The sequence below is a fragment of the Microtetraspora niveoalba genome (assembly GCF_001570405.1).
Classification (GTDB): Bacteria; Actinomycetota; Actinomycetes; order Streptosporangiales; family Streptosporangiaceae; genus Microtetraspora; species Microtetraspora niveoalba.
In genome coordinates this window covers 54,059-79,630 of the sequence record NZ_BBYM01000016.1, presented here as the reverse complement: position 1 = coordinate 79,630, position 25,572 = coordinate 54,059, and the positions used below count along the sequence as shown (strand labels likewise).

Sequence of the window (25,572 nt, the reverse complement as noted above, 5' to 3'; positions counted from 1 at the left end):
GTTTCCGAAACCGCGCGTTGAGGCTGATCAGGCCCAGCTCCCCGGACGCCCAGGCCCCACAGACTGTCAGGGGCGAGCCGGGGCGACTGGCGGTGTTCGTTGTACCACAGAGGAGGTTGGGGTGAAGTTTCGAGTTCTTGGTTCTCTGGAGGTCTACGACGATGACGGGGCACGCGTCGACCTGGGCGGGCCGCGTCAGCGGGCCGTGCTGGCAAGGCTCCTGGTGGCGCACGGAGTGCTGGTTCCCAGCAGGACGTTGATTGAAGCTGTATGGGAAGCGCCGCCGGCGAGTGCTGTCGCGACCGTGCAGTCGTATGTGTCGCATCTGCGGCGGGCGATCGAGCCTGATCGGCCGGCGCGTGGCGAGCCGCGGGTCCTGGTGGGGCGGCCGTCGGGTTATGCGCTGCTGGCGGAGAATGTGGACGCGGTCCGGTTCGCGGACTTGGTGAATCGCGCGGAGTTCCTGTCCCCGATGGAGGCGCTGGCGCCGGTGGAGGAGGCGCTGGCGTTGTGGCGGGGCGTGCCGTATGGAGAGTTCTGTGATGAGCCGTGGGCGTTGGCTGAGGTCGGCCGATTACGGGAGTTGCGACTGGTGTCGATAGAGCGGCGGGCGCAGGCGTTGCTCGATCTGGGCCGGCCGCAGGCGGCGATCGCCGACCTGGAGGCCGAGACGGCGGCCAATCCGCTGAGGGAACGGTTGTGGTGTCTGCTCGCGCTGGCGTTTTACCGCACCGGCCGTCAGGCCGACGCCCTGGCCGTCCTGCGACGCGTCAAAGAACTGTTGGCCGACCAACTGGGGCTTGATCCCGGGCCGGAGTTGCGGGAACTGGAGGACGGCATACTGCGCCACGTCGAGTCGCTGGGGCCGGTCGTCTCGTCGGTGGCGCTCACGACCTCGCAGGCTTCCCTTCCACCGAGGAGGGCGCGGGGGCGGGAGGGGCCGCTGGCCGAGCTGTTGGAGCTGACGAGTACGGCCACGCGTCGGGGGGTGACGCTGGCGGCGGTGAGCGGCGAGCCGGGCATAGGCAAGACGTGCCTGCTGGAGACCTTCGCCGCTTGGTGCGCCGCCGCGGGGCACCTGGTGGTGTGGGGGCGGTGTCACGACACACAGGGCACGCCTGCCTTGTGGCCCTGGTTGCAGGTGCTCGGAACGTTGCAGGAACATTACCCGCCGCCGGATCGCTCCGCGCTGGCGGGGCTGCTGGACGATGAGAAGCCCACCGGCTCGACCGCCGCGGCGTTGCTGCGACGCAATCAGGTGATCGCGCAGTGGCTCGTGACCGCCGCACGAGTCCAGCCTGTGGTCATCGTGTTTGACGATGTGCAGTGGGCAGACCCAGCCTCGCTGGAGCTACTGCAGGATGTGACGGTGCTGCTCGGCGGGATGGCCGATGGGTTGCCGTTGTCGCTGGTGACTGCCTTCCGCGACACGATGCCCCCGCGCCCGTGGACGGGTGATGCCGGCGGCCTACCAGTGGATGAGCTGCTTGTTCGCCTGGCCGGCTACGACCGGGTCCGGATCCGTCTGGGCGGGCTGAATTTCGAGGCGGTGCGGGAGATCGCGGAGGAGATGGGGGTGGAGGTGGACGATCAGGTCGTCGCCCGCCTGACCAACCGCACCGGGGGCAATCCTTTCTTCGTCCGGGAAAGCGTCCGGCTGATGGTCGAGGGTCGGCCTCTGGAGATGGTTCCGGAGGCGGTGGCCGAGCTGGTCCGCCAGCGTCTGGCCGCCCATGGTCCGCAGATGGGAGAAGTCTTGGGCATTGCCGCCGTTATCGGCCGGGACTTCGACCCTGCCGTGGTGGTCGAGGTCGCCGGGAGCCGGTCGAGCGGTGGCAACGTGTACGCCCTGCTGGATCAGGGGGCCCAGGGCGGGTTGCTCGTTTCCCGCGGGACCCGGATGGCCTTCGCTCACGATCTGGTCCGGGAGACGCTCCTCAGCGACCTGGCCCCGCTGACCAGGGCCGTTATCCACCGCGATGTCATGGCAGCTTTGTCCGCACGTCCCGGCACCGATGTGGCGGTGATCGCCCATCACGCGGTCGAGGCCGGTCCGGCGGCCTATGGTGAGGCGGCGCGCTGGGCCTGCGTGGCAGCCGAACAGGCCAGTCTTCGTCTGGCCTACGAGGAGGCGGCGACATGGTGGGACCGAGCCATCGAGGCTCATAATGCCTCCGCTGGCGACCCGGACACCCACGTGGAGCTGTTGCTGCGACGAGTACGTGCCCTGCTGGAGGCAGGCGACCAGATCGGGGCCCGGCAGGCCCGGGCCGAGGCCATCCGGGCGGCAGATCGGTTTCCGTCTCGCCCGCAGATGGCGGCCCGGGCACTGACGGCACTGGACGCTCCGTCACTGTGGTCGCTGCATGATCCCTATGAGGCCATGGAACTGCGGTTGGTGCACCGCTTCGAGACTGCACTGAGCCTCCTGAAGGAGGGGGACAGCCCTGAGCAGGCCCGGCTAATGGGCTGCCTGGCCCAGGAACTGTACGACGGAAGCAACAACCCCCGCTGCGACACCCTGTCCGCCGAGGCCGTGGCGATGGCCCGCCGCCTGGGCGACCCATACCTGCTGATGCACCTGCTCAACGCCCGGCACCTGGCGCTGCCCCAGCCGCTGCATATCGGTGATCTGGTACGGATTGCCGACGAGATGCAGAAGCTGGCGGCGCGCGTGCAGGCTCCGGGGTTCGAACTGCTGGCACAGATGCTGCACACCCACAACCGGCTGGAGTTGTTCGACATCGTCGGCGCCGACCGCGCCGCTGCCCGGTGCGAGGCACTGCTGGACCGGCTTCCGCTGCCCTGGCCCCGCTTCCAGCACATCCTATGGCGGTCCAACCGCCTCGCCCTCGACGGCCGGTTCAGGGAGGCCGAGACACTACGCGGCGAGGCCGAACGCCAAGCCGAGCGGCTCGACGTGTATCATGCGCGGGCGCTGGTGGCCATGGGCCGCATCGTCATGCGCATGCAACAGGAAACCATGGCAGACGCAGGCCCGCTGATTGACACCATCACCGGGATCCACCCCACCCTCGACCACGACGCCCGCGTCCTGCACCTGTACGCCCAAGGCCGTGGCGACGAGGCCCGCGCCCTGGTCCGGAACGGCTGGCCGATGCCACCACACGACTGGTCATGGCTGTCGGCGACTTGCCTGCAGGCCGCCGCCAAAGCGGCGATCGGTCACGTGGACGACTGCCGGGCTGGGTACACCACCCTGCTGCCATACAGCGGACGCATCTCGGCGGTGTCCGCCGTGATGTGCATGGGCCCGGTCGACTGGTACCTGGCCCTGCTCGCCTCCGCGGGCGGCGAACACCACACCGCTGTCCGGCACCTCACCGACTTGCGCCGACAGGCGGAAGACAACGAGCTAACCTGGTGGCGCAACCGCGCGAAAACCGCGGTGGAAGCGCTGCCAGGACATGCACTCTTTCCCGACGGGAGAACGTGACCCCACCTTCCCCGGGGGATAGGCCGGACACGATCGTGCAGATGCCGGAGCACGGCTCGTACGGCGTCGGGCACGGGGACGGCGCGTCGTCACTTCACGCGACCGGCGCCTACCTCCGGCCGTTCAGGAGCACGGAGATCGGGCGGTGCCGCCGGGTTCACTCACCTGGGCGCACCAGGCCCGTCTCGTACGCGTGGACGATCGCCTGGGCCCGGTCGCGGAGGCCGAGTTTCGCCAGGATGCGGCCCACGTGGGTCTTCACCGTCTGCTCGGACAGGACGAGCCGTTCGGCGATCTCCTGGTTGGACAGGCCGTGGGCGACCAGGGTGAGCACCTCCGCCTCGCGTGGCGCGCCTCATGCAGCTTGATCACAGGCAGTCCCGCCGTCTTCGCGATGGTCCTGAACCGCTCTGACACCCAGTCCGGAGAAGAGGGCCGGCCCGTCGGCCCTGGGAAGACCAGGTCGTGGTCCTCCATTGATCGTTCACTGCCAGCCGGGCCCACCACTGAACGTAATATATCTTTCACTCTTTGTGTCTGGCGTGGCGAGCGGTTCTGCCGCTCGGTACCGAAAGAAGGAACCTCATGACGCGACTCCAACTGACGGCCGCAGCCGCCCTTGCCGGCTCGCCATTCTGATCGCCAGCACCCCGGCGGCCGCGGCCCCGCCTGCCTGCATCGACCCTGATGTCAGGGCTAACGCTCACATCCACCCCACCAGCCAGCTCCTGGGCCTCCTGGGCATCGTTGTCGCCGGGGCCGACCTCAGCCTCGGCCCCGCTCCCTGCCCCATCGGCTGAGCTGCTCGGCGTTGGGCAGACTGGTTTACCCGGTGGGTCCCGTCCCACGCCTCTACGACGCCCTGCCCCGGCGCGAGCCGCACGGCGGAGCGTCCGTGGACGTTCTGGGTGAAGTCACCCACGGGCGGGTTGCGCAGGCTGGTGTCATGACCTGGTCCTTGTCGGAGTGGGCGATGACGATGTCGCCCCTCCGCCGGACCATGACCTCCACGGTCATCGGACCGTGGTTGGTCATCCCGTGGTTGCCCTCCTCGTCGCCGCCGAACTCCGGCCTGTATGCGTGCAGTCATTCGTACGCTGCAGGCAGGGCCGCCGTCATCGATTCGCGGGGGGCACCTCAGTGGACGACGTCATAGACGAGCTTGGTGATGCCGTTGGCGTACGTCTCGGACTCGACCACCTTCAGCATCTGCTTGTCCTTGTCGGTGTCGCTGAACATCCGCTTGCCGGCTCCGAGCAGCACGGGGAAGACCAGCAGGTGGTAGCGGTCGATCAGGCCGGCGTCGGAGAGGTTGCGGGCGAGGGTGGCGCTGCCGTGGATGATGATGGGGCCACCGTCGGTCTCCTTGACCTTCACGACGTCCTCAAGGGAGCGCAGGATCGTGATGTCACCCCAGTTGTCGACGAGGGCGTCCTGGCCGAGGGTGGTCGAGACGACGTACTTCGGCAGTTCCTTGAGGGCGGCGAAATCCTCCATGTCCGGCCACAACGGTGAAAACGCCTCGTAGCTGGCCCGGCCGAACATCAGCGCGGTGGCCTCCTCCGTCTCCCGGCCCTTGAGCTCGTACGCCTCGGGCAGGAACTCGATGTCCTTGTAGGTCCATCCGCCGCTGCGGTGGGCCTCCGAGCGGGTGCCGCCGCCGGGAGAGTCGACGACGCCGTCCAGCGAGACGAAGGCCGTGTAGATCAGCGTGCGCATCTTCGATGTCCTATCCGTGACCAAGGTGGATGTTTTCAGTCTGCCGTACGTCACACGCACGGCCACAATTGGTCATCAGACCTCATCGGAAGGAGTAGAAGGACTGCGGGAGAGGCTGCTTCTACGCACGCTCCGCTGTCCGTAGAAGCAGCCGCAGGGTGGTTCGCCGTTGTATCAGTCCGTCGGGGTGTCCGTCGCGGGGTTCTCGTTGAGGCGCAGGCACTCCTCATAGACGGCGAGCGCCTCAGCGGACGCCTTCTCGTGACTCCAGCCCCAACTGCGGAGGACGTTGTAGTTGTTGTTGTAGATCTGATAGCACTCGGCCTGGGCGGCAGCCTGGGCGGGAGCGGTGGCGGGGACTATCCACGCGGCGGCCAGTAGCGAGGCGATGACGAGGCGACGTGCGTGACGCATGACGATCCTTCCTGTTACTTCCCTGCATCTGTGGCGGCCACCGGATGCCCCGATAATCTCCGATGCCGCACTGCCGATTTTCGGCCAGTGACAGCGATCCGGACTCCTCCCAGAAGGTGATCATCTGCGGCCTAAGGGAGGACTCGTCTCCGGCCTAAGGGAGGACAGCCCTCAGGCACGCAGAAGCCGAACGCAACGACCACGCCCTGCTGGAGGCCGCCAAGAAGGTCCTGGCCGTGGGCGTAGCGCATGCGTCGGTGGCGTCGATCGCCGCGTGCGCCGGAGTCGGCATCGCCGGCCTCTATCGGCGCCACCGGTCCAAGGACGAGATTGCTGGGAGCACGCCGCACCAGACTCGACAAGGTCGCCAGAAGGGTCGTAGCTCCGCCGGCCCTGCTCATAGCCACGCAGCGACCCAACCGTCTCGCCGTCCAGCGCAATGACGCCCCATGATCACGAATTGCGGTCATGGGGTCGCTCTGCTGTACGCGGGTGTCCGCGACTGCGCCGCGCTGTGCGGCTGTTCGCAACGGGGTGGTTTTTCGTGATATGAGACGGTGAAGCCTGATATGTCCGGTAATTCTGATGTGACGACCGGCTCGCGAGGCGTGCTCAATGACACGACAAGAGCTGCCTAAGAACGGTATGGCGGTGTTTGTCGCCGCGTGGTTCCGGAGATCCAGATGATGCGGAAATAGCCCTATGAGGGTTATCCGGGGCGTTCTTCGCCATGAATGGCGGAGATGCTCGAGCGTCTAGAGGAATCGATTCCTTTTCGGGGGAGAATCGCTATGTCCAAGTTCAAGAGTCTCGTCGGGCTGCTCGCCGTGAGCGCCGCGTTGACCGGTGGGGCGGTCGCGCTGGGGGCCGCCACCACCGTCACTGCGGCGAGCGCCTCCGTCGTCCAGGCCGGCGGCTACATCCCCCCGCCGGCCCCGGCGCCGAAGCCGGTCCCGGTGGCCAAGCCGGTCCCGGTGGCGAAGCCGGTCGCGGTGGCTCCGGCGGTCGGCGTCACCAGATGGGTCGGCGGCAGCAGCCGCAACCGCAACTGGAACCGCAACCACAACCGCAACCGCCAGCACCAGCGCGAGGACCAGCGCCAGCACCAGCGGCAGCGCCAGCACGTGATCAACAACATCCGGGTCAGCCAGCCGGAGGTGCGGCGGGAGCGTGAGAACAGGGAGGTCAGGGAGAACCGGCGCTTCGACATCCCGACTGCCGCCCTTCTCGCCCAGCTCGTCGCGGCCCGCGGCGGCAACGGCGGCAACGGGGGCGCGATCGCCGGCTCCACCAACGCCAACGCCAACGGCGGCAACGGCGCCAACGGCGACGCGGCAGGCCGGTTCGACGGGCTCATCGGGGACGCGGTGCTGAGATAGTCGGTCTCGCTCAATTGAAAATCGGTGGCATGCGCCGTTGCCGCACTCAAAGGCCGGTAGGAGGAACGGCGGAGGGACACGTATCCATCCGCAGGACCCGAACGTCCACGAATCGGTCGGCTCTTGCCATCTAGCGGAGGACCGCGAACGAAGCCGCCGGCTCATATCGGAGCCGGCCTGCTGATCTACATCAGAGCGCCCCGCCACCCTTCGTCAGGGGGCGGGGCGCTCGACTGTGTGCGCGGCCCTACCGCCGGGGCCGGCTGTGTACGCCGATGCTTCGGCCGGACATCCGGAAGCCGACACCTGCGGCCGTGTACGGCGCCCTGTCGTCCGGCAGCCTGTCCGGCGGAGTCCGAACCCGGTCGCGCTGGTGCCTGTCGATGAGCGAGACTGACGCGCGATGAGTGAGCAGCCTCGCGGTGTTGAAGCAGCCTTTCGGACGACGAGCGGCCGTGTGCGGGGCAGAGGGGCCGGCGACGGTGTCACCGCCGTGCTCGGCATCCCGTACGCAGCCGCGCCTTTCGGCGCCCGCCGGTTCCGGGAGCCGCAACCGGTGCCGGCCTGGCGCGGGGTCCGGGACTGCACGGCCTTCGGCCCCACCGCCCCGCAGTCGGCGGAGCTGCCCGGAGCGCCGGTATGGCGCCCCGGCGACGAGGACATCCTCACCGTCAATGTGTGGGTGCCTGAGCGTGCGGATGGCGGCGGGCTGCCGGTGTTCTTCTGGATCCACGGCGGCGCCTACACCTTCGGCTCCTCCGCCCAGCCCGACTTCGACGGGACAGCCCTGGCCCGCGCTGGATTGGTCGTGGTCAGCTGCAACTACCGGGTGGGCTTCGAGGGCTTCGGCAATGTATCCGGGTTTCCCGGCAACCGCGGGCTGCTGGACCAGGCCGCCGCGCTGGGCTGGGTCCGGGAGAACATCGCGGCCTTCGGCGGCGCCCCTGGGAACGTCACCGTCGCCGGGCACTCTGCCGGAGGAGGCTCGGTGGCCTGCCTGATGGCCATGGAACAGGCACGGGGGCTGTTCCGGCGGGCCATCGCCCACAGCGTGCCCAGTGCGTTCTTCACAGTCGAGCTCGCCGCGGCGGTCACCGAGCGGATCGCGGCGGAGGCCGGGGTCGCCCCGACGGCGGAGGGACTGCTGTCCGTGCCGCCCGAGGCGCTGGTGGCCGCCTCGGACAAGGCCACCGCGAACTGCGGGACCGACCCCGTGGCGGCGATCCACGCCTTCGACCCTGTGATCTTCCAACCCGTCGTCGACGGCGAGGTGCTGGCCGCGGATCCGCTCAGCGCGCTCGCCTCCGGGGCGGCGCGGGAGGTGGACCTGCTGGTGTGCCACACGCTGGAGGAACACTGGTTCCTCCACACGGTGGGAGCCGTACGGGAGGTCATCACCGAGGCGGAACTGACGGACTTCGCCGCGGCCCTGCACCTCCCGGTCCACCTGGTGGACGGCTACCGTGCGTTGATGCCGGACTCCCCGGTACTCGACCGCTACCTCGCGATCTTCGGCGACGCGCAGTTCGGCGAGTACACCACCCGCCTCGCCGAGCACCACGCGAGGGCCGGCGGCCGGGCGTACCTGGCCCGCTTCGCCCGCAGGCGCGGAGAGGCCAGGCCCTGGCACACCGCGGACATCCCCTTCGCCTTCGGCAACCTGGACGCCGTCGGCGCCGACTTCCTCATCGGGGGTGCCCCCGACGACCACGACCGTGCCCTGTCCCGCCGTATGCTCCGCTCCTGGGCCGGCTTCGCGGCCACCGGTGACCCTGGCTGGCCGGCGGTCACCGCCGGCACCACGCCAGTCAGGTCCTGGGCCGTCCCCGGCGACCACCTGGCCGCCGACGACACGTCCGGGCTCCGCGCCCTGTGGCGCGACGTCCGGTTCGACCCGCTGCGGCCCCGGCAGGCGGCCGGGCATCGTTCGCGCGCGTCTACGCAACTCGGCATCCGGGAGCCCGTGGTGTCTGTTTACACGCCCGCGGCTTCGGACGCCGGCGGTTGTGCCTCGCCGAGTGCCGGTGCCATGGCCGGAAGCCGGCGTATCCGTCGGATCTGACCGATGCCGAATTGGCGTGGGACGCCGTCGGCCGACTATGCGGCGATGCTCATGACCGCAATTCAGACGGTCCGGAGGACTGGAAACGGTCGCTCTTTTCGAAGCGGCAAAGTGCGGATCGCTAATTTTATCGGGCACACCTAAAAATATCTTGGCGAAGACCGCTTCTCGCGGGCGCCTCTCGTCGGCGAGGACTGGCCGACTGCGCCCAGGAACTTGCCGTAAGCGGCCTATTTACATCTATTCGTCGACCGGTCACCATATGGCGGTGGCCACACCCCGCCTCTTCGATCAGCGGCCGGTGCCGAAAAGGGCATCGAGGTTGTACCAATGCGATTTGGTATCCGTTCGCGCCGACACGTGAGGAGAGGGTGTTCCAGGTAGCGCAATCATAGAAATTCTGCACGGTCAACTGTCCCGAATTCGTTATGGCGTAAAGCCACACCGGAAGGAATGACACCGTGAGAATGACGCGAAGATTACGGGCCGCCGTGTGCGTGGTGGTGGCCGGTGCGATGCTGGTCGCCGGGGTGGGGACGGCGTCCGCCGCGCCCGGGGTCACCCCGGCGGAGGTGACGCTGGACCTGGCCCCGGGCGCATCGACGAAGATCGCCAAGACCGTGTCCACTCCGGCGATCCCGCCCAAGCCGGATATCACCTTCCTGATCGACACAACAGGGAGCATGGGCGGGGTCATCTCGAACGTGCAGACCAATGCGAACGCCATCTTGTCCAACGTCGCTTCGGCGCAGCCGGACGCGCAGTTCGCGGTTGCCGAGTACAAGGACGTGTCGGACGCGACGTCGTTCCGGGTGGCGCAGAACCTCACCGCCAACCAGACCGACGTCACCAACGGTCTCAACTCGCTGGTCGCGTCGGGCGGCGGCGACTACCCCGAGGGCGGCATCAACGGTCTGTTCCAGGTCGCGTCCGGGGCGGTCGACTTCCGGCCGAACAGCTCTCGGGTCGTGTTGCTGATCGGGGACGCCCCCAGCCATGACCCCAGCAACGGCCATACGCTGGCCGATGCGGTCAGCGCCCTGCAGGCAGCCCACATCACCGTGCTCGCGTTCGACCTGTCCGGGCTGGACTCGACCGGGCAGGCGACCACGATCACCAACGCCACGGGTGGCCGGCTGTTCTCCGGCCTCAACCCCTCGGAGGTCAGTGACACCATCCTGGCGGCCCTGCGCAACCTGCCGGTCACGGTCACCCACCAGCTGCGCGACTGCGACCCGAACCTGTCGGTGTCCTTGACCCCGGCCAGCCGGACGGTGACCAGCGGCGACGATGCCACCTTCACTGAGACCGTCTCCGTCGGCGCCGGAGCCGTGCCGGGAAGCACCGTTACCTGCAAGGTGGACTTCCTGCTCAACGGCGCCCTGTCACCGGGCTTCACTGAAACGATCATCGAACACGTCCCGAAGGCGACCCCGTCGATCGCCACGACGCCATCGGGCCCGGTGCCCGCGGGCGGGAACGTCTCTGATACGGCGACCCTGTCCGGTGGGTACCACCCGACGGGCACCGTCACGTTCCAGCTGTTCGAGCCCGGTGACACCGGCTGCGCGACGCCCATCGCGACTCGTACCGGGACGGTGTCAGGCAGCGGCACCGCCGCATCCGGCAACGTGACCATCGGCGCGGCCGGCACCTACCGGTGGGCCGCCACCTACAGCGGCGACGCCCACAACAACTCCGTCACCTCACCGTGCAGCGCCGAACAAGTCACCGTCACGCCGCAACGGCTGACCGGCCGGGCCTACGGCCTGACCGCCGACGCCTCCCTGGCCGGCATCCAACTGGTCAACATCGCACCCATCCCCGACACCGGCCACATCTCCACCACCTCGACCGGCGCAACCTCGGTGCCCTGCACCGCCACCCTCAGCGGACTGATCACCGCGCACGCCCTGTGCGCCAAGGTCGCCACCACCGAATTCCCCGGCAAATCCGTGGCCACCGCCTCCATCGACGACACGACCATCGGGATCACCGGCATCCCGGTGATCACCGTCAAGACCATCAACTCCAGCTCCACCACCACCTGCGCCGGATCCACCGGAACCACCACGATCGCCTTCCTCAAGGTCGGCAACACGGTGGTCATCGCAGAACCCACCAATATCCAACCCAACACCAAGGTCGACGTGGGCGTCGTCAAGCTCGTCCTCAACGAGCAGACCGCGTTCACCACCCCCGACAAGGGCCTGACCGTCAACGCCGTCCACGTCACCGTCGACGCCCTCGGCCTGGCCAAGACCAACGTCGTCCTGGCCTCCGCCGAAAGCGACATCGGCAACTGCCCGTAACCCGACCCACCTGAACCGATCAACCCCGAGGCCGGGCGGAACACCGAAGCTCCGCCCGGCCTCGGCCGGGCTTCAGGCGGTCGATTCCTCCAGCCGGGCCGGGCTGAGATGGGCGCGGCCCGGGAGCCGAGGCCAGGGAAGGCGAACCGAACAAACGGTAATTCACCCCGACCGTGCCCTTTGCCGCTTCCGGGTGACCACCGGTGATGCGCACACCTACGGTTGCGTTAGGTCGACACGCCGTTTCGGCGTCATCCCGGGAGACCGATTCGACGCTCCGTCCGTCCGCACCCGCCCGCGGCCTCGCCGCGCCGCTCCGCGGACCCGACACCACGAGAGCCGGCCCCGTCACCGAGCAGGGCCGGGGAACCGTCACGCACGGAGTGATATCCATGCTCAGACACGCACTCGCCACCGGTGCGCTGGTGGCCTCCGCGCTCGTCCCCCCGGCCGTACTCGCCCAGTCGGCGAACGCCGCCGCCGCACCCCCGGCGGCACGCCCCGCCTCGACCGCCAGTGACGGAGACTGCTGGTGGCGGAAGGGCTGCATGTACTGCACGGAGAACGGCCAGGCAGTCCGGATCACCTGCAGCGAAGGGAGGCGCGAGCGGGAGCGCGGTCGTCTCGCAGGGGAGCGCGAGCGTCGCCGCCATCGCGCCAAGCTCGAACGTGAACGCTATCTGCACGGCGGTTACGTCGGAGAGCAGCGCGAGCGCGAGCGGCTGCAGCATCGCCGTCGCGCCGAGCGCGAACGTGAACGCTATCTGCACGGCGGTTACGTCGGAGAGCAGCGCGAGCGCGAGCGCCTGCAGCATCGCCGTCGCGCCGAGCGGGAACGCGAGTTCTGGGAGGCGCGCCATCGTCAGCACCACCGTCACCATTAGCGCAGCGGCCATTAGAAGCTGAAGCCGACTCTCACGAGTCGAACTCACCGTCGTTGACGCCGCCGATGAAGGCGTCCCACTCGCCGGGCGTGAGGACCAGGACGGGGCCGTCCTGGTCCTCACTGTCACGGACCCCGACGTGCCCCTCGGGGAGCTCCGCCACTTCGACGCGGACCCCGTTCGGTTTGCTTCGGATGCTTCTACGCCAGACGGCCCCAGAAAGATCGATGTCGCTGACGAGTGGCGTCTTCCTCCTCATGTGTGGTCGGAGTGCCCTGTCGAAGAGGGGCCCGGCCGGGCAAAGGCCGGCACCACGTCCGGCCCGGGGAGTTCGGACGGCCGCGCTCGATCGCGCGGACCCGGTTCGCGCTGGGCCTCCCGCGCGCGGGCCGGCCGTTGTACCGTCCTTGAGGCCGCCCGGCCGAATGCCGGTCGTCGGCCGCCGCACCGGGCGGCTACTGACCGAACGCGGGAGGACGGAGCGTCGATGTCGATTCGGCTGATCGGGGCCAACCCCGGCCTGACGGTGTCCGACGGAGGGCGGCGTGTGGCGTTCGCCTCCGTCTGGCGCGCCGACTGGTCGCAGGCCGGGAGCGGCAGGGCGGTCGTGCTGTGGCACGAGGGCCACACCAGGGTGCTGGGCCCCGACCCGGCGCTGGCCCGCTGGCTGGCCGAGGAGTTCACCCGGCACTTCCCCGAGGTGGCGGGCCTGCCCTGGTCCGAGCCCGAGGTCACCGTCGCGCCGGTGGACATGGAGCTGGACCTCACCGCCGGCCTGAGGGCGTCGGCGGCCGACGTGACCGTGACCATCGACGGGCCCCCGCTGGAGCGGCGCGCCTGCCGGGTCGAGGACTTCAAGCTCGGCGGGGTCTCGCATCTGCTGACCAACGTCTACATGCCCTGCCCGGCGGGCACGCTGGCCGTCGGCGGCATCCCGGTGGTCGGGGACGCGACACACGCGTTCCTCGCCGACGCCGAGGTCTGGAGCGGCCCGGCCTCCAGGTGACCGTCCCGGTTCAGCGGGCCCCGCCGAGAGGCGTCAGCCACAGGTGTCGGTACGCGCGGCGGAGCCGGGGGATCGACGCCGTACGGCGATGCCCGCTCACCGCCGATCATCACCGGCAATCTCCACGAAGCTTGCCTGTCACGACTAGTAGTCATATAGGTGCTTTTCGTAGCGTATGTGTGTCGTGTACGACGCGACACGAGATCAAGGGTGTCTCGGGCCGATTCCAGCGGGAGTTCCACAGCCGCGCCCTACTGCTGTCGACCGGCCGCGACAGGGGGCCCGAGCTGGTCGATCTTTCGCGGCGGTACGCGGAAACCCGGTACGCACGCACGGTAATCATCGGGGAGGTAGCTGTGGTCCAGGATCAGGTACCAGGCTCAGTAGCGGGATCGGTGGCGCTGGACGATGGAGCCACCGCCACTCTGACGGACCTCCTCACCCCGGAGCTCCTTCTCCGGCCCAAGCGGAACGCCCCCGAGGGCGGCTGGCGTCGCATGGTCTACCAGGCCACCGGAGGACTCGTGCACCCCGGCGAGCCGCCGGAAGAGGTGCACCGTCGCCGCCTGATCGGCCTCGCTCGGACTCCGGTGGCGGGCGGTCACCATCGCGTGGCGGTACTCAGCCTCAAAGGGGGCGTCGGCAAGACCACCACGGCAGTGGGGCTGGGGGCCATGCTCAGCAGCGTCAGAGGTGACCGCGTCATCGCGCTTGACGCCAATCCGGACCGCGGAACCCTCTCGGACCGGGTTCGACTCGAGACGCCCGCGACCGTCCGCGATCTGCTCACCGAGCTTCTCACGATGGACAAGCCGCGGTACGCCGACGTCCGCGCGTTCACCTCGCAGTCGGCGTCGAGCAGGCTGGAGATCCTGGCGTCCTCCCGTGACCCGGCCGTCTCCGAGGCGTTCAGTGCCGACGACTACCGGACCGTCGCCACGCTCCTGGAGTACTTCTACTCGATCTGCATCACCGACTGCGGCACCGGTCTCCTGCATTCGGCCATGTCCGCGACCCTGGAGTTGGCCCACCAGATCGTGCTGGTGACCATCCCCTCCGTGGCCGCCGCCCGGTCGGCCGGTGCGACCCTGGACTGGCTGGAAGCCCACGGTCATGCCGACCTGGCGCGATCGGCGACCGTGGTCCTGTCGAGTGTGCGCCAGGAGAGCAGGTCCACCGTGGACACGGACGCACTCCGCGGCCACTTCGACGAGCGTTGCCGCACCGTGATCGGCATCCCGTTCGATCCGCATCTGGAGGAAGACTCCGAAGTCGAGCTGGACCAGCTGAACCCCGCGACGTACGAGGCCTACCTGACCCTCGCCGCCACGGTGGGCGCGGCCTTCTCTCAGCAGCGCCACTCGTTGGGCGAGCATGAGGAGCCCGCCACTCCGCCGCCGTCGGAGTTCTTCCCCTCGCCCGAGCTCGACAACGAAGCCGTCAATCGGGACGAGACCGTGGTCGCCGACTGAGAGGGAGCGACGAAGCCCGGTTCCGCGTTCGGAACCGGGCCGGGCCCCGTTCACCGGCGGCCTCGAGTTCGGTGACCGTGACGGGCAGCCGCGACTCGACGGAGGGTGTCTCCCACACCGCCGGCGCCGCTGCGGGTTCTGCGGCCTGCCTCACCGCCGTAGCCGCCTTCGGCGCTGCTTCCGCGGTCGGGGAGGGTTGCGGTCGACCTTCCTCCCTGAGGGGCGCTTTCGTCGAAAATGGAGCCTCCGGCGCCGCCGGCGCCAACGTTGATGAGCAGCGCATTGCCGGGACGGACGTTGAAGGTGCAGGACACTGTGGCGGCGCCGCCTCCCCCTCCGCCGCCCCACGCGCGTGCAGTGTCGTCGCCGGGGTGGGCGCCCCCTCCGCCGCCACCGCCTCCGGTCACGGTCACTCTGATCTGGGACACGCCGTCGGGCACGACGAAGGTGTGCCGCCCTGCTGTGGTGTACGCCTTCGTCGTCGCGGCATAGGCGGGTGCAGGGGCGGCCAGGGCCAGCAGCAGTAGCCCGGCGGCTGCCGCGGCTCCCGCGATCCCTCCTGCCGTGCGGGCGATGAGGTGACAGGTCCGCGGGTGGCCGGGCCGGGGGTAGGGGCGTGCATGCACTCTCCCGTCTGAGGGTTACGGATCTTGCGTTCGCCGCCCTCAAGATAGAACTACCGACCGCATTCGAATGCACACTCTTTGCGATCATCGGTGTTGGTCTGGTGAGAGCGCTTCCGGGCTTCGCCGCCGGCCTCGACACGCCCGTGCGGATCCTGTCCAGCGGCAGGACGAGGGGGAGGTCCCGGCCGCTCCCGTGCTTCCGGTCGACGAGGAGCCGCGCGTCCCGGAGAGCGCCGGCCGCTCGACCGTGTGCGCCCATGATTTGCCGGGCTGTGCGGCTGTTCGCCACCAGAGTGGTTCTTTATGACATGAGATGGCGAAGCCTGAAATATCCGGCAGCGCTGATGTGACGACCGGCTCGCGAGGCGTGATCAATGGCACCACAAGAGCTGCCTAAGAACGGTATGGCGGCGTTTGTGGTCTCGCGGTACCGGAGATCCACACGGTACGGAAATGGCCCCATCGAGGGTTATCCGGGGCATTCTTCGGCATGAATGGCGGAGATGCCCGAGCGTCTAGAGGAATCGATTCCTTTTCGGGGGAGAATCGCTATGTCCAAGTTCAAGAGTCTCGTCGGGCTGCTCGCCGTGAGCGCCGCGTTGACCGGCGGGGCGGTCGCGCTGGGCGCCGCCACCACGGCCACCGCGGCGAGCGCCGCCGTCGTCCAGGCCGGCGGCTACATCCCCCCACCGGCGGCGAAGCCGGTCGCGGTGGCGCCGGCGGTCGGCGTCACCAGATGGGTCGGCGGCAACAGCCGCAACCGCAACTGGAACCGCAACCACAACCGCAACCGCCAGCACCAGCGCGAGGACCAGCGCCAGCACCAGCGGCAGCGTCAGAATGTGATCAACAACATCCGGGTCAGCCAGCCGGAGGTGCGGCGGGAGCGTGAAGTCAGGGAGGAGCGGGGCTTCGACATCCCGGCTGCCGCCCTTCTCGCCCAGCTCATCGCGGCCCGCGGTGGTAACGGTGGCAACGGGGGCACGATCGCCGGCTCCACCAACTCCAACGCCAACGGCGGCAACGGCGGCAACGGCAACGCCGCAGGCGTCGCCGATTCCGACCTGCCCATCCCGTTCAGGGCGACCCAGCCGTAAGGCCACCGAGTCGGCCGGCGGCATGTGCCGCCGCCGCACTCGAAGGCCGGCAGGAGGAACGGCGCAGGGACGCGTACCGATCCGCAGAACCTGAACATCCACGAAGCGCTTGACTCCTGCCATCTATGGACCACGGCGAACGGACCTGCCGGCCGCTACAGGAGCCGGCGGCCTGATCTACGGCAGAGCGCCCCGCCACCCTCCGTCAAGGGGGCGGGGCGCTCTGGAGCCGCACCGGACCGGGGCCCCGGCCCCCGAGAGCGTCGTCGGGGTTGAGGAGCAGGCAGGCCTTCATCGACAGGCAGCCGCAGCCGATGCAGCCGGTGAGCTCCTGTTCGAGGTTCTCGATGGCTCGGCGGCGTTCCTCAAGCTGCTTCTTCCAGATACGGGAGACCCTCTGCCAGTCCTTGTGGGTGGGGGCCCGATCGGTGGGCAGGGTGGTGAAGACCTCGGCGACGTCCGACAGCCGGATGTCGAGGCGCTTGGCCACGATGATCAAGGAGATCCGGCGGAGCATGTGCCGGGGGAAGATCCGCTGGTTGCCGCTGCCGCGCTCACTGAAGATCAGGCCCTTGCGTTCGTAGAAGTGCAGGGCGGAGGCGGGTACGCCGGTCCGGCGGATGACCTCACCGATCGTGAGGTGGTCGTCCGGCCTGGCGGGCACGGCATCTCTCCTTCATCGTGATCGAGGCAGCGGTGGTGGTCAGGCGGTGCTTCGGGGCGTCTCGGCGCGGCCACGGATCAGGGTCACCGCGACGACCGACAATGCGAGGCAGAGTAGCCCGACACCGAGCTGGGTCAGGTGCCAGGACCAGGTGAACGCGTTGAGTTCCTCGGTCTCGGCCCCGCTGGTGAGGCGTCCGGCGCCGACCGCGGCGGCGCGGCTCGTGTCACCGAGCTTCGCGGCGAGGAGCCCGACGAGGGACGCGCTGAACGCGGCGATCGCGAGAGCCTCGGCCGCGCCGCGCAGGGTGTTGAGGAATCCGGCCGCCATGCCCACGGCGTCGGCCGGGACCAGGGCCATGGCCTGGCCGTCGGTGATGCCGAAGGAGGCTCCCATGCCGACGCCGATCATCACCAGCGGAGCCGCGACGGCCGTGACCGCGTGGTCGGCGTTCAGCGCCATCAGCCACAGGTTCCCGGCCACGACGAGGACCAGAGCGATCGTGATCAGCAGGCGAGCCGGCACGCCCTGGTTCACCAGGGTCACGGCGGCCATGGGCACGACCAGTACAGGCGCGGTCAGCAGCAGCATCGCCACCCCCGCCGCCGAGGTGGACAGTCCCGCCGCCTGCAGGTAGGTGGGCAGGAAGACCAGAACGCCGAGGAATCCGATCGAGGTGGTCAGGGTCGCGAGGCTCCAGCCCATGAAGCCCCGGTTGGCGACCAAAGCAGGGGCCAGCACCGGAGCGGGGCTGCGCCGCTGGACGACGCCGAAGAGGAGCAGGGCGACCAGACCGGCGATCCCGGTGATCAGGATGCCCGGGTGGAGCCGGCCGAGCGCGGGCGCCTCCAGGAGCGCGAACATGAGCAGGGACAGCGCGGCGACGAACAAGGCGCTGCCCGCCCAGTCGACCGGGCCGCTGACGTTCGCCCGGGACTCGCGGGCACGGGTGGCGCCCAGGGCCACCAGCAGGCTGACGACGGTGAAGACCGCGAAACCGCCCCGCCATCCCGTGGCGTCGATCAGCAGCCCGGACAGGGTGGGGCCGACGGCGATGCCGATGCCCGCCATGGTGCCCATCAGGGCGAAGGCCCGGTTGCGGGCCGCGCCCTCGTGGCTGGAGGCGAGAATTGCGCCACCGGCGGCCATGATCCCGGCGCCGCCGGCGCCGGAGACGATGCGGGCGATGTCGATGACGATGATCGACGGGCTCAGCGCCGTCGCGAGAAATCCGGCCGCGAAGACCAGCGTCGCGACGATGAACACGCGCCGACGGCCGATCCGGTCGGCGGCCGATCCCGCGATGAGCGTCATGGCGGCGAAGGCCAGGTTGTATCCGGCGACGACCCAGTTCAGCGGGGCCCCCGAGGTGTCGAGATCGCGGCCGATGCTCGGCAGCGCGACCGCGGTCCCGGAGATGGACATCGCCACGAGGACGACGCCGACCAGGACCACCGGGAGCGTCAGCGGGGACGGCCGGTCCACAGCGGGCGGGAGGTGGGACGTATCTGTGGTGGTGTCCATACTGCTCGCTTTCCCTGGTCCTCGGACTCTGGCGGGCAGCCCATCAGCTCAACCGAGGTTGAGGTCAAATGCGCTGGCCGGAACGGAGTCGGAGGGTGTCGCGCCGGCACAGGCCGTGCTCCGTGCGACGCCACTGCCGCGTTCCTCGGGTCGCCGCACCGTCATGCTGAACGCGGTCTCGTCGCCTGGGCGTCGCTCGGCGGAAGACCCTCGGACATGCGCAAGACGACGTTTCCACGTGGCAGGTGCTCTTATCCGAAATAAAATTTGCTATTACTTCGCTCATTCGGGCGGCGCTTCCATTGGGACGCCGCAGTTCATGGTCGTGCTGGACGGGCCTGGCGAGTTTTTCGACGGTGAGAGGAACGGCCGTGATCCGGAATTATGAGATCACAAATCCCGGCTGTAGTAATATGAATCTGGCTTCACTCAGGCAGGCCGCTCACGCACCTCCTGAAAGGAAATCGTCGTGGAGCTCGACCAGATCCTTCCCGGGCGCATCGGATACGGTTCGGCGCCGCTGGGGAACATGTTCCGTCCCGTTCCGGACGACGAGGCGGCGGCTACGCTGAACGCCGCATGGGATCAAGGAATCCGCTATTACGATACGGCCCCGCTTTACGGTGCCGGTCTCTCCGAGATTCGGCTCGGTGGGCTGCTGTCCCAGAAGCCGCGGGACTCGTTCGTGCTCTCGACCAAGGTCGGCCGCGTCATCCTGGACGAGGTCGAGAGCGAGTCCCGCGACCTCGGCGAGAAGGGCAGCCTCTTCGAGCACGGGCGCCCCAACAAGATCGTCCACGAGTGGACGGCCGAGGCTACAGAGCGCTCCATCGAGGGCAGTCTCGAGCGGCTGGGGGTCGACCGTCTGGACATTCTGTGGGTGCACGACATCGCCCAGGACTTCCACGGCGATGCCTGGCTGCAGAAGTTCGAAGAGGCCCGCACGGGCGCCTTCCGGGTGCTGTCCAGACTGCGTGACCAAGGGGTCATCAAGGCCTGGGGGCTGGGCGTCAACCGAACCGAGCCGATCGAGCTCGCACTCGCCCTGGACGAGCCGCGGCCCGACGGGTTCCTGCTGGCCGGCCGGTACTCGCTGCTCGACCACGAGCACGCCCTGCAGCGGCTGCTGCCCATGGCTGAAGAGCAGGGCGTCGGCATGGTCGTCGGCGGTCCCTACAGCTCCGGCATCCTTGCCGGCGGTACCCACTTCGAGTACCAGGACGCGCCGCCGGAGATCGTGGAGAAGGTCCGACGGCTCAAGCAGCTCACCGACGAGTACGGCGTGAGCATCAAGGCCGCGGCTCTCCAGTTCTCCCTTGCCCACCCCGTCTCCAAGGCGGTCGTCGCGGGCGCCACCAAGCCCAGCCGCATCGCCGAAGACCTCGCCGCTCTCGGCGAGGACATCCCGGCCGACTTCTGGACCGCCCTGCGCGCCTCCGGCCTGGTCAGCCCGCTGGCGCCCCTGCCCGGTGGAGCGTAGGCCCGGCCGCCCGTCGACCACTGTCCGATGACGAGTCGTGGAGGAACGTCATGGCATCGACATCGGTGAGCCGGGTGGTTCCGGCCTCGCCCGCACGCGTCTGGCAGCTGATCGGAGGGTTCGGATCGCTGCCTGACTGGCTGCCGTACATCCCTGAAAGCACGTTTTCCGAAGGCGGCCGGGTACGGCACCTGAAGAACCCCGACGGCGACACCATTGTGGAACGCCTGATGGAGTTCAACGAAGAACAGCGCTTCTACAGCTACCAGATCCTGCAGGCGCCTTTCCCGGTCGTCGACTACCTGTCGACCCTGCGAGTGCATGAGGTCAGCGGCAACGCCGATGTCGCCGAGGTCCAGTGGTCGGGCCGTTTCGTGCCCCGGGGAGCCGGCGACGACGAGGTCGTCGCCCTGTTCACCGGCATCTACCGCGACGGCCTCGAGGCGCTGCGCACGTCACTCGGCTAGCACCACAGCCAGGCCGACGTGGTCACCCTATGAGGGCACGGACGTGTGACCCGTCTCGACGACCTGCGCCGGCGGCGCCGTCCGAGCCGCGGTGGCGTCCGAGCCGGGACGTCCCGAGTGCGCGGCCTGGAGGCGCCGATGTAGCATCGCCCGATGCCTGAGCTCCAGCGCCTCCGCCTTGACCACGCCCCCGCTCTGCTCGCGTTCGAGAAGGAGAACCGGGCCTACTTCGCCGCGTCGATTCCCGACCGGGGCGACGACTATTTCGCCCGGTTCGACGAGCGGCACGCCGCCCTGCTCGCGGAGCAGGAAACGGGGGCGTGCCACTTCCACGTGCTCGTGGACGACGGAGGCGCGGTGGTCGGCCGGGTGAACCTCGTCGACGTCGCGGACGGTTCGGCCGAGCTGGGGTACCGGATCGCGGAGTCGGCCGCCGGACGGGGCCTGGCCACGAGCGCCGTCCGGCGGATCTGCGACCTGTCCGCCACCGAGTACGGCCTGACCGGCCTGTGGGCGGTCACCACACTGGACAACGCCGGGTCGCGGGCCGTCCTCGCCCGCACGGGCTTCGTCGCCGTCGGCGAGACCGTGCTGGACGGCCGTCCGGGGCTCCGGTACGAACGGAGCCTGGGCCCGGTCTCCTTCCCGGGATCGGGTGACGATCGCCGCGTTTGACGCCGCATTCGACACCGTGCCCGGTCTCGTCCGCCCCCGCCGCGGCAGGGGAGGAGGCGAAGGCCGGGCCTGGCGGCGCTTCGGTCGCGCTGTTAGGGTGACGCGCATGTTCCTCCCCCGTGCCTAGGACACCGACCGGCCGCATCGCCGGGTTGCCCTGGCCGTTCAGGTGGCGGTTCCGAACCAGCGGTCCAGCGCGGCGCGCAATGCCGCCCGTTCCCCGGGGCCGGGCTCCGGGGCGTCCGAGGCCCAGGCCACGTAGCAGTCCGGACGGAGCAGCAGCGCCGTGACCGGGGACGCCGCGCACCGCGCGGCCAGCGCGTCCACCCGGTCACGCCGGCCGGACAGCTCGGCCGCGAGCGACGCGCCGGCGGTCAGGTCGAGCAGCAGGGGCCGGGCGTTCGCGGTGAGATCGGCCAGCCGGACCCGGCCGTCCCCGGTGTCGAGGTCCAGGTCGGGCGCCCACCGCCCGGTCAGCGGATGCGCGTCGCCGGGCCCCGGGTCGTACCTGATGTCGGCTCCCGCCATCAGGTCCGCGATGCGCTGGACGTTGCGCGGGTCGCCGAGCAGCTCGGTGAACAGGCGGCGCAGCGCCGTGACCTCGGCTCCCGGCGCGACCAGGGCCGACTGGGCCTGGGTCTGCATGACCACCCGCTCGGCGACCGGCCGCCGCTCGCTCTCGTACGTGTCCAGCAGGCCGGGCGGGGCCCAGCCGCGGACCTCGGCGGCGAGTTTCCAGCCCAGGTTGACGGCGTCCTGCAGGCCCAGGTTGAGGCCGGGGCCGCCCATGGCCGAGTGCACGTGGGCGGCGTCGCCGAGCAGCAGCACCCGGCCGGCGCGGAAGCGGTCGGCCAGCCGGCTGTTGCCGCCGGCGAGCCGGCGCAGCATGTGCGGTCCCGGGCCGTCGGGCGGGGCGATGGGCAGGTCGGCTCCCAGGACGCGGTGGATGCTGCGCCGCAGCTCGTCGAGCGTCATCGGCTCGTCGGGCGTCGCCGGCTCGTCGGCCGACGGGAGGCCGTCGCCGGTCCGGACCCATTCCGTCGTGCCCACCAGCGGCGCCCGAGAGGGGAACGGCGCGTACACGAACAGACCGTGCTCGGTGCGGTGGTGAATGAACGGCGGCACGTGCCCGTGCCCCGGGACGTTCAGCCCGCCGGTGACCGGGTCGATCATCGAGGCCGGTACGGCCGCCTGCGCGTTGCGGGAGACGGTGTCGTCCTTCGTCACGCCCGGGAAGCCGACGCCGAGGAGCTTGCGGGTCAGGCTGTGCCCTCCGTCGGCGCCGACCAGATAGCGGGCACGCAGCCGGTACGGCCCGTCGGGCCCGGCGACCTCGGCGGTGACCGCGCCGGCGTCCTGGGTCAGCCCGGTGAGGCCGTGCCCGCGGCGGATCTCCACGCCCAGCTCGACGGCGCGTTCCTCCAGCACCTGCTCGATGCGGCGCTGCGGCACGGGCAGCCCGTACAGCGGGTTGTCCTCAAGGACGCTCAGGTCCAGCGGCAGCGCGCCGAACACGAAGGACGGCCCGGGGCGGGGCGGCTCGGGGCTGCCGCTGAGCCGCCGGTGCAGGCCGCGGCGGTCGAGCATCCGCACGACCTGGCCGACCAGGCCGTTGGCCCGGTTCTCCTCGGTGGGCGCGGGCAGGCGTTCCAGCACCAGCGGCCGGACTCCCGCGAGGCTCAGCTCACAGGCCAGCATCAGGCCGTTCGGCCCTGCTCCGGCGATGACGACATCGACGTCCACGGTGGTCCTTCCCATACGGAGGGGGAGACGGAGGGGAGAGCGGCGGCGGAGACGGCCCGCCGGTGAGGGGCGCGCGGCATGGCACCATCGCCCCGCGGCGCGAGGGGCGCCGGGGCGGCTTCCGGGTGTCGCAGGGAGGGGCGGGGAGGGTCAGGAGGCGTGCGGCGGCGTGGGCAGCCCGGCGGCGAGCTGGCCGAGCGCGTCACGGAGCAGCAGGACGATCGAGACGGGGGGATCCGCCCGGAGCCACTGCTCCATCGCCACTCTGATGGCCGCGGTCACCGCGCCGGCCACCAGCCGGGGATACAGGTCGGCGGCGACGTCGGTGCCCGTGCGCTCCGCGACCGCCGCCGCGAGCTCGGCCTCGGCGGTGGTCGCGGCGGCGAGGAACGCCCCCGTCAACGCCGGGTCGCTGATCATGAGACGGACTCCGTCGAGCCACTGCCGGTCGGGCGTGCTCTCGCCCGCGCCCTCCTGGCCGAGCGCGAACCGCTCGACCACCGCGTTGGTGACCGCTTCCCAGAGCGGCTCCGACGCCGGCCGGGCCCGCAGCTCCTCGGCGATCCGCCGGGCCCGGTCGAAGTGGCGGGCGGCGACCGCCTCGCCCTTGCTGGAGAAGTAGTTGTTGAACGTGCGGGGGGACACCCCGGCCTCGGCGGCGATGTCCTCGACACGTACGTTGTCCAGTCCGCGCTCCACGGCGAGCCGGATCGCGGCCCAGCTCAACGCGATGCGGGTCTCCTGCTTCTTGCGCTCGCGCAGCCCCAGACGCTCACCTTCGGTGCCCATGCCGAGCAACCTACCATTTCTTGCGCTTCACGCAAACTTTCTTCCTCCGTAATTATGCGGATCGCGCAATATCCGCCCGCCGACGCCTCCCGTGCCGCTCAGGGGTGCGAGGGCGTCCAGGGCCAGCTGAGCCGTTCGGGCCCCGACGGCGCGGACCGGATCGGGGTCCAGGCGGCGTGCCGGCACGGTTCGAGCTCATGGTCCAGGCCCACGGCCGAGAGCAGCCGCTCGACCACGGGCGGGACGCGGGTCAGCACGAAGGAGCCGCCCTGCTCCCTGACGTGCTGTTTGATCGGGATCAGTGCGCGCAGGCCCGCGCAGTCCATGAACGCGACGTCCTCCATGTCGATCTCGATCTCGATCTTCGGGATCGACGCCTGCTGGATGACGCGGTCGAGGGTGTCCCACAAGATGCCCGTGGTCGTCAGGTCGATCTCGCCGTAGGGATGGATGACGGTTTTCGGGCCCTCCGCTTCCACCGCGACGTCCAGCCACACCATCACGACCTCCTGTGCGTCGGCTTGGATGAATGTGGGGGTATGTCTCCTTCGTAACAGGGAACCCGGTCCGCCGCCTCCCCGTCATTCCCCTGACGTGGTAAAAGCTCGTCCGCTCACATCACGGTCGCTCCCACCCCCGGAAGGCGGGCCGCGGGGCGGTCGCCGTCCTCCGTTACTGTCGTCGGTGGCGGACGGCGGCGGCGCGGAGCGGCCCGCCCGCGCGGCGGCCACGCCCCCGTAGGCGCGGGCCCGCCGCGCGGTCGCGTCCCGTTCGGGAAGGATGAGAGGTCATGCGCGGTCTCGGCGAACTCGAAGCCAAGGTCATGGACGTCCTGTGGTCCGCGACCGAACCCCTGCGGGTCCGCGAGGTGCTCGAACGGCTCGACACGCCGCGCACCCTCGCCTACACGACCGTCATGACCGTGCTGGACAACCTGCACGGGAAGGGATGGGTCCGCCGGGAGCGCTCGGGCCGCGCCTACGCCTACACCGCGAGCGAGTCGCGCGAGGAGGCGGGCGCGAAGCTGCTGCGCGACGTGCTCGCCTCCAGCGGGGACGCCGAGCGGGTGCTGCTGCACTTCGCCAGGTCCGCGACCCCGGAGGAGTCCGACATCCTGCGCCGCGCCCTCAACCGGCGGGGAGGCCGCGGATGACCCTCGCTCTCGGGCTGCTCGTCGCCACCGTCGTGATCGGCGTCGCCGGCCCGCTCTACCTGCGCGCCGCCGTGAAACCGAGCGTACGGCCCGGCCTCGCCCTGGCCGGCTGGGTCAGCTCGATCGCCCTGATGGCCGTCCTGGCCCTGGTCGCGGCCGCGGTGCTCCTGGCGCCCCGCGCGTACGTCGTCGACGGCCTGATCGGGATGAGCCACGCCTGCGTGAACGTCGCGCGCCCGGGCGGCGGGATGGTGGGGGAGCACGTCGCGCGGGCGGCGGGCGCGGCGGCGATCTTCGGTGCGGCGGGATGGGGCGCCGTGGTGGCGGCGCGCCTGTCCTGGCGGCGCAGGCGGTGGCAGAGGCGGCACCTCGCGCTGCTGCGCGCGGTCTGCCGGCGGGAGCGCTCCGTCCTGTGGGTGGACGAGGACACCCCGGTCGCCTACAGCGTGGGCGGGCGCGGCGGCGCGGTGGTGGCGACCCGGGGCGTGGCCCTGCTCGGCCCGCGCGAGCGCGACGCGATCCTCGCGCATGAGCGCGCGCACATGCGCGGGCGGCACCATCTCCTGGTGCTGGTCGCCGACATCGCGGCCGAGGCGCTGCCGTTCGTGCCGCTGTGCCGCCGCGCCCCGGCGGCGATCAGGGTGCTCGT

Annotated in this window: 23 protein-coding genes and 1 pseudogene; 14 read left to right on the top strand and 10 right to left on the bottom strand. The window is 69.9% G+C overall.

Translation table 11 applies throughout. From position 1 onward, the window contains the following. Nucleotides 1–121 precede the first annotated feature (121 nt). On the top strand, nucleotides 122–3,457 hold the full coding sequence (locus tag AWQ70_RS16130; protein WP_067176586.1) for an ATP-binding protein: 3,336 nt from the start codon (nucleotides 122–124) through the stop codon (nucleotides 3,455–3,457). Between the two features lie 157 nt (nucleotides 3,458–3,614). Here the strand turns inward: AWQ70_RS16130 and AWQ70_RS37645 are convergent. The 3 genes and pseudogenes from AWQ70_RS37645 to AWQ70_RS16120 all read right to left on the bottom strand — a co-directional run. Beyond that, nucleotides 3,615–3,803 (bottom strand): annotated as a pseudogene (locus tag AWQ70_RS37645) (response regulator transcription factor); the annotation flags it as partial. Nucleotides 3,804–4,594: 791 nt separating this feature from the next. Further along, a complete protein-coding gene (locus AWQ70_RS16125; protein ID WP_067176583.1) occupies nucleotides 4,595–5,176 on the bottom strand; it encodes a dihydrofolate reductase family protein in 582 nt (193 codons plus the stop codon). 174 nt (nucleotides 5,177–5,350) lie between these two features. Then, nucleotides 5,351–5,590 (bottom strand): hypothetical protein, encoded by a 240-nt coding sequence (locus tag AWQ70_RS16120; RefSeq protein WP_067176581.1) that lies wholly within the window; start codon nucleotides 5,588–5,590, stop codon nucleotides 5,351–5,353. A gap of 206 nt (nucleotides 5,591–5,796) precedes the next feature. On the opposite strand from AWQ70_RS16120, the gene AWQ70_RS41230 reads away from it, so the two are divergent. The 5 genes from AWQ70_RS41230 to AWQ70_RS38915 all read left to right on the top strand — a co-directional run bounded on the left by AWQ70_RS41230 (nucleotide 5,797) and on the right by AWQ70_RS38915 (nucleotide 12,227). Continuing rightward, on the top strand, nucleotides 5,797–6,033 hold the full coding sequence (locus AWQ70_RS41230; protein WP_306303404.1) for a TetR family transcriptional regulator: 237 nt from the start codon (nucleotides 5,797–5,799) through the stop codon (nucleotides 6,031–6,033). Nucleotides 6,034–6,381: 348 nt separating this feature from the next. After that, nucleotides 6,382–6,969, top strand: a complete 588-nt coding sequence (locus tag AWQ70_RS16115; protein WP_067176578.1) for a hypothetical protein — start codon at nucleotides 6,382–6,384, stop codon at nucleotides 6,967–6,969. Nucleotides 6,970–7,372: 403 nt separating this feature from the next. Beyond that, nucleotides 7,373–9,031 carry a carboxylesterase/lipase family protein gene (locus AWQ70_RS16110; RefSeq protein WP_084517178.1) on the top strand — a complete coding sequence of 553 codons (1,659 nt, stop codon included), beginning with the start codon at nucleotides 7,373–7,375 and terminating at the stop codon, nucleotides 9,029–9,031. A gap of 467 nt (nucleotides 9,032–9,498) precedes the next feature. After that, nucleotides 9,499–11,343, top strand: a complete 1,845-nt coding sequence (locus AWQ70_RS16105) for a vWA domain-containing protein (protein ID WP_084517176.1) — start codon at nucleotides 9,499–9,501, stop codon at nucleotides 11,341–11,343. A gap of 392 nt (nucleotides 11,344–11,735) precedes the next feature. Beyond that, on the top strand, nucleotides 11,736–12,227 hold the full coding sequence (locus tag AWQ70_RS38915) for a hypothetical protein (RefSeq protein ID WP_157530095.1): 492 nt from the start codon (nucleotides 11,736–11,738) through the stop codon (nucleotides 12,225–12,227). A gap of 31 nt (nucleotides 12,228–12,258) precedes the next feature. Here the strand turns inward: AWQ70_RS38915 and AWQ70_RS16095 are convergent, their stop codons facing one another. Beyond that, nucleotides 12,259–12,486 carry a DUF397 domain-containing protein gene (locus AWQ70_RS16095; RefSeq protein WP_067176571.1) on the bottom strand — a complete coding sequence of 76 codons (228 nt, stop codon included), beginning with the start codon at nucleotides 12,484–12,486 and terminating at the stop codon, nucleotides 12,259–12,261. 228 nt (nucleotides 12,487–12,714) lie between these two features. On the opposite strand from AWQ70_RS16095, the gene AWQ70_RS16090 reads away from it, so the two are divergent. Next, the gene (locus tag AWQ70_RS16090) at nucleotides 12,715–13,233 is read left to right on the top strand and encodes a hypothetical protein (RefSeq protein WP_067176569.1); all 519 of its coding nucleotides are present in this window, start codon (nucleotides 12,715–12,717) and stop codon (nucleotides 13,231–13,233) included. A gap of 395 nt (nucleotides 13,234–13,628) precedes the next feature. After that, on the top strand, nucleotides 13,629–14,705 hold the full coding sequence (locus tag AWQ70_RS16085) for a MinD/ParA family ATP-binding protein (protein WP_067176566.1): 1,077 nt from the start codon (nucleotides 13,629–13,631) through the stop codon (nucleotides 14,703–14,705). A 50-nt stretch (nucleotides 14,706–14,755) separates the two neighbouring features. Here AWQ70_RS16085 and AWQ70_RS42545 read toward each other — a convergent pair whose 3' ends face one another. Beyond that, nucleotides 14,756–15,331: a glycine-rich domain-containing protein gene (locus AWQ70_RS42545; RefSeq protein WP_444543123.1), complete on the bottom strand. Its 576-nt coding sequence runs from the start codon at nucleotides 15,329–15,331 to the stop codon at nucleotides 14,756–14,758. 551 nt (nucleotides 15,332–15,882) lie between these two features. Here AWQ70_RS42545 and AWQ70_RS16080 point away from each other — a divergent pair. Further along, a complete protein-coding gene (locus tag AWQ70_RS16080) occupies nucleotides 15,883–16,428 on the top strand; it encodes a hypothetical protein (protein WP_067176563.1) in 546 nt (181 codons plus the stop codon). Between the two features lie 205 nt (nucleotides 16,429–16,633). On the opposite strand, the gene soxR is transcribed toward AWQ70_RS16080, so the two are convergent. Both soxR and AWQ70_RS16070 read right to left on the bottom strand, forming a co-directional pair. Further along, on the bottom strand, nucleotides 16,634–17,092 hold the full coding sequence (soxR, locus tag AWQ70_RS16075; RefSeq protein WP_067176560.1) for a redox-sensitive transcriptional activator SoxR: 459 nt from the start codon (nucleotides 17,090–17,092) through the stop codon (nucleotides 16,634–16,636). Between the two features lie 39 nt (nucleotides 17,093–17,131). After that, the gene (locus tag AWQ70_RS16070) at nucleotides 17,132–18,616 is read right to left on the bottom strand and encodes an MFS transporter (RefSeq protein WP_218004546.1); all 1,485 of its coding nucleotides are present in this window, start codon (nucleotides 18,614–18,616) and stop codon (nucleotides 17,132–17,134) included. A 469-nt stretch (nucleotides 18,617–19,085) separates the two neighbouring features. Here AWQ70_RS16070 and AWQ70_RS16065 point away from each other — a divergent pair, with 469 nt between their 5' ends. The 3 genes from AWQ70_RS16065 to AWQ70_RS16055 all read left to right on the top strand — a co-directional run bounded on the left by AWQ70_RS16065 (nucleotide 19,086) and on the right by AWQ70_RS16055 (nucleotide 21,238). Beyond that, nucleotides 19,086–20,096, top strand: a complete 1,011-nt coding sequence (locus AWQ70_RS16065) for an aldo/keto reductase (RefSeq protein WP_067176557.1) — start codon at nucleotides 19,086–19,088, stop codon at nucleotides 20,094–20,096. Between the two features lie 50 nt (nucleotides 20,097–20,146). Beyond that, nucleotides 20,147–20,563 (top strand): SRPBCC family protein, encoded by a 417-nt coding sequence (locus AWQ70_RS16060; RefSeq protein ID WP_067176555.1) that lies wholly within the window; start codon nucleotides 20,147–20,149, stop codon nucleotides 20,561–20,563. A gap of 153 nt (nucleotides 20,564–20,716) precedes the next feature. Continuing rightward, nucleotides 20,717–21,238, top strand: coding sequence for a GNAT family N-acetyltransferase (locus AWQ70_RS16055; RefSeq protein ID WP_067176552.1), 522 nt, complete (start codon nucleotides 20,717–20,719; stop codon nucleotides 21,236–21,238). Nucleotides 21,239–21,403: 165 nt separating this feature from the next. On the opposite strand, the gene AWQ70_RS16050 is transcribed toward AWQ70_RS16055, so the two are convergent. The 3 genes from AWQ70_RS16050 to AWQ70_RS16040 all read right to left on the bottom strand — a co-directional run bounded on the left by AWQ70_RS16050 (nucleotide 21,404) and on the right by AWQ70_RS16040 (nucleotide 24,270). After that, nucleotides 21,404–22,981, bottom strand: coding sequence for an FAD-dependent monooxygenase (locus tag AWQ70_RS16050; RefSeq protein ID WP_218004545.1), 1,578 nt, complete (start codon nucleotides 22,979–22,981; stop codon nucleotides 21,404–21,406). 150 nt (nucleotides 22,982–23,131) lie between these two features. Further along, complete coding sequence (locus AWQ70_RS16045; protein ID WP_067176546.1) at nucleotides 23,132–23,770, bottom strand: TetR/AcrR family transcriptional regulator; 639 nt, start codon at nucleotides 23,768–23,770, stop codon at nucleotides 23,132–23,134. A 98-nt stretch (nucleotides 23,771–23,868) separates the two neighbouring features. Beyond that, on the bottom strand, nucleotides 23,869–24,270 hold the full coding sequence (locus tag AWQ70_RS16040) for an STAS domain-containing protein (protein ID WP_067176543.1): 402 nt from the start codon (nucleotides 24,268–24,270) through the stop codon (nucleotides 23,869–23,871). Between the two features lie 290 nt (nucleotides 24,271–24,560). On the opposite strand from AWQ70_RS16040, the gene AWQ70_RS16035 reads away from it, so the two are divergent. Together AWQ70_RS16035 and AWQ70_RS16030 are read left to right on the top strand one after the other, a co-directional pair. Continuing rightward, complete coding sequence (locus AWQ70_RS16035; RefSeq protein ID WP_067176540.1) at nucleotides 24,561–24,923, top strand: BlaI/MecI/CopY family transcriptional regulator; 363 nt, start codon at nucleotides 24,561–24,563, stop codon at nucleotides 24,921–24,923. Next, a partial coding sequence (locus AWQ70_RS16030; protein WP_218004544.1) for a M56 family metallopeptidase occupies nucleotides 24,920–25,572 on the top strand: 653 nt, incomplete at its 3' end. The genes AWQ70_RS16035 and AWQ70_RS16030, both read left to right, overlap by 4 nt.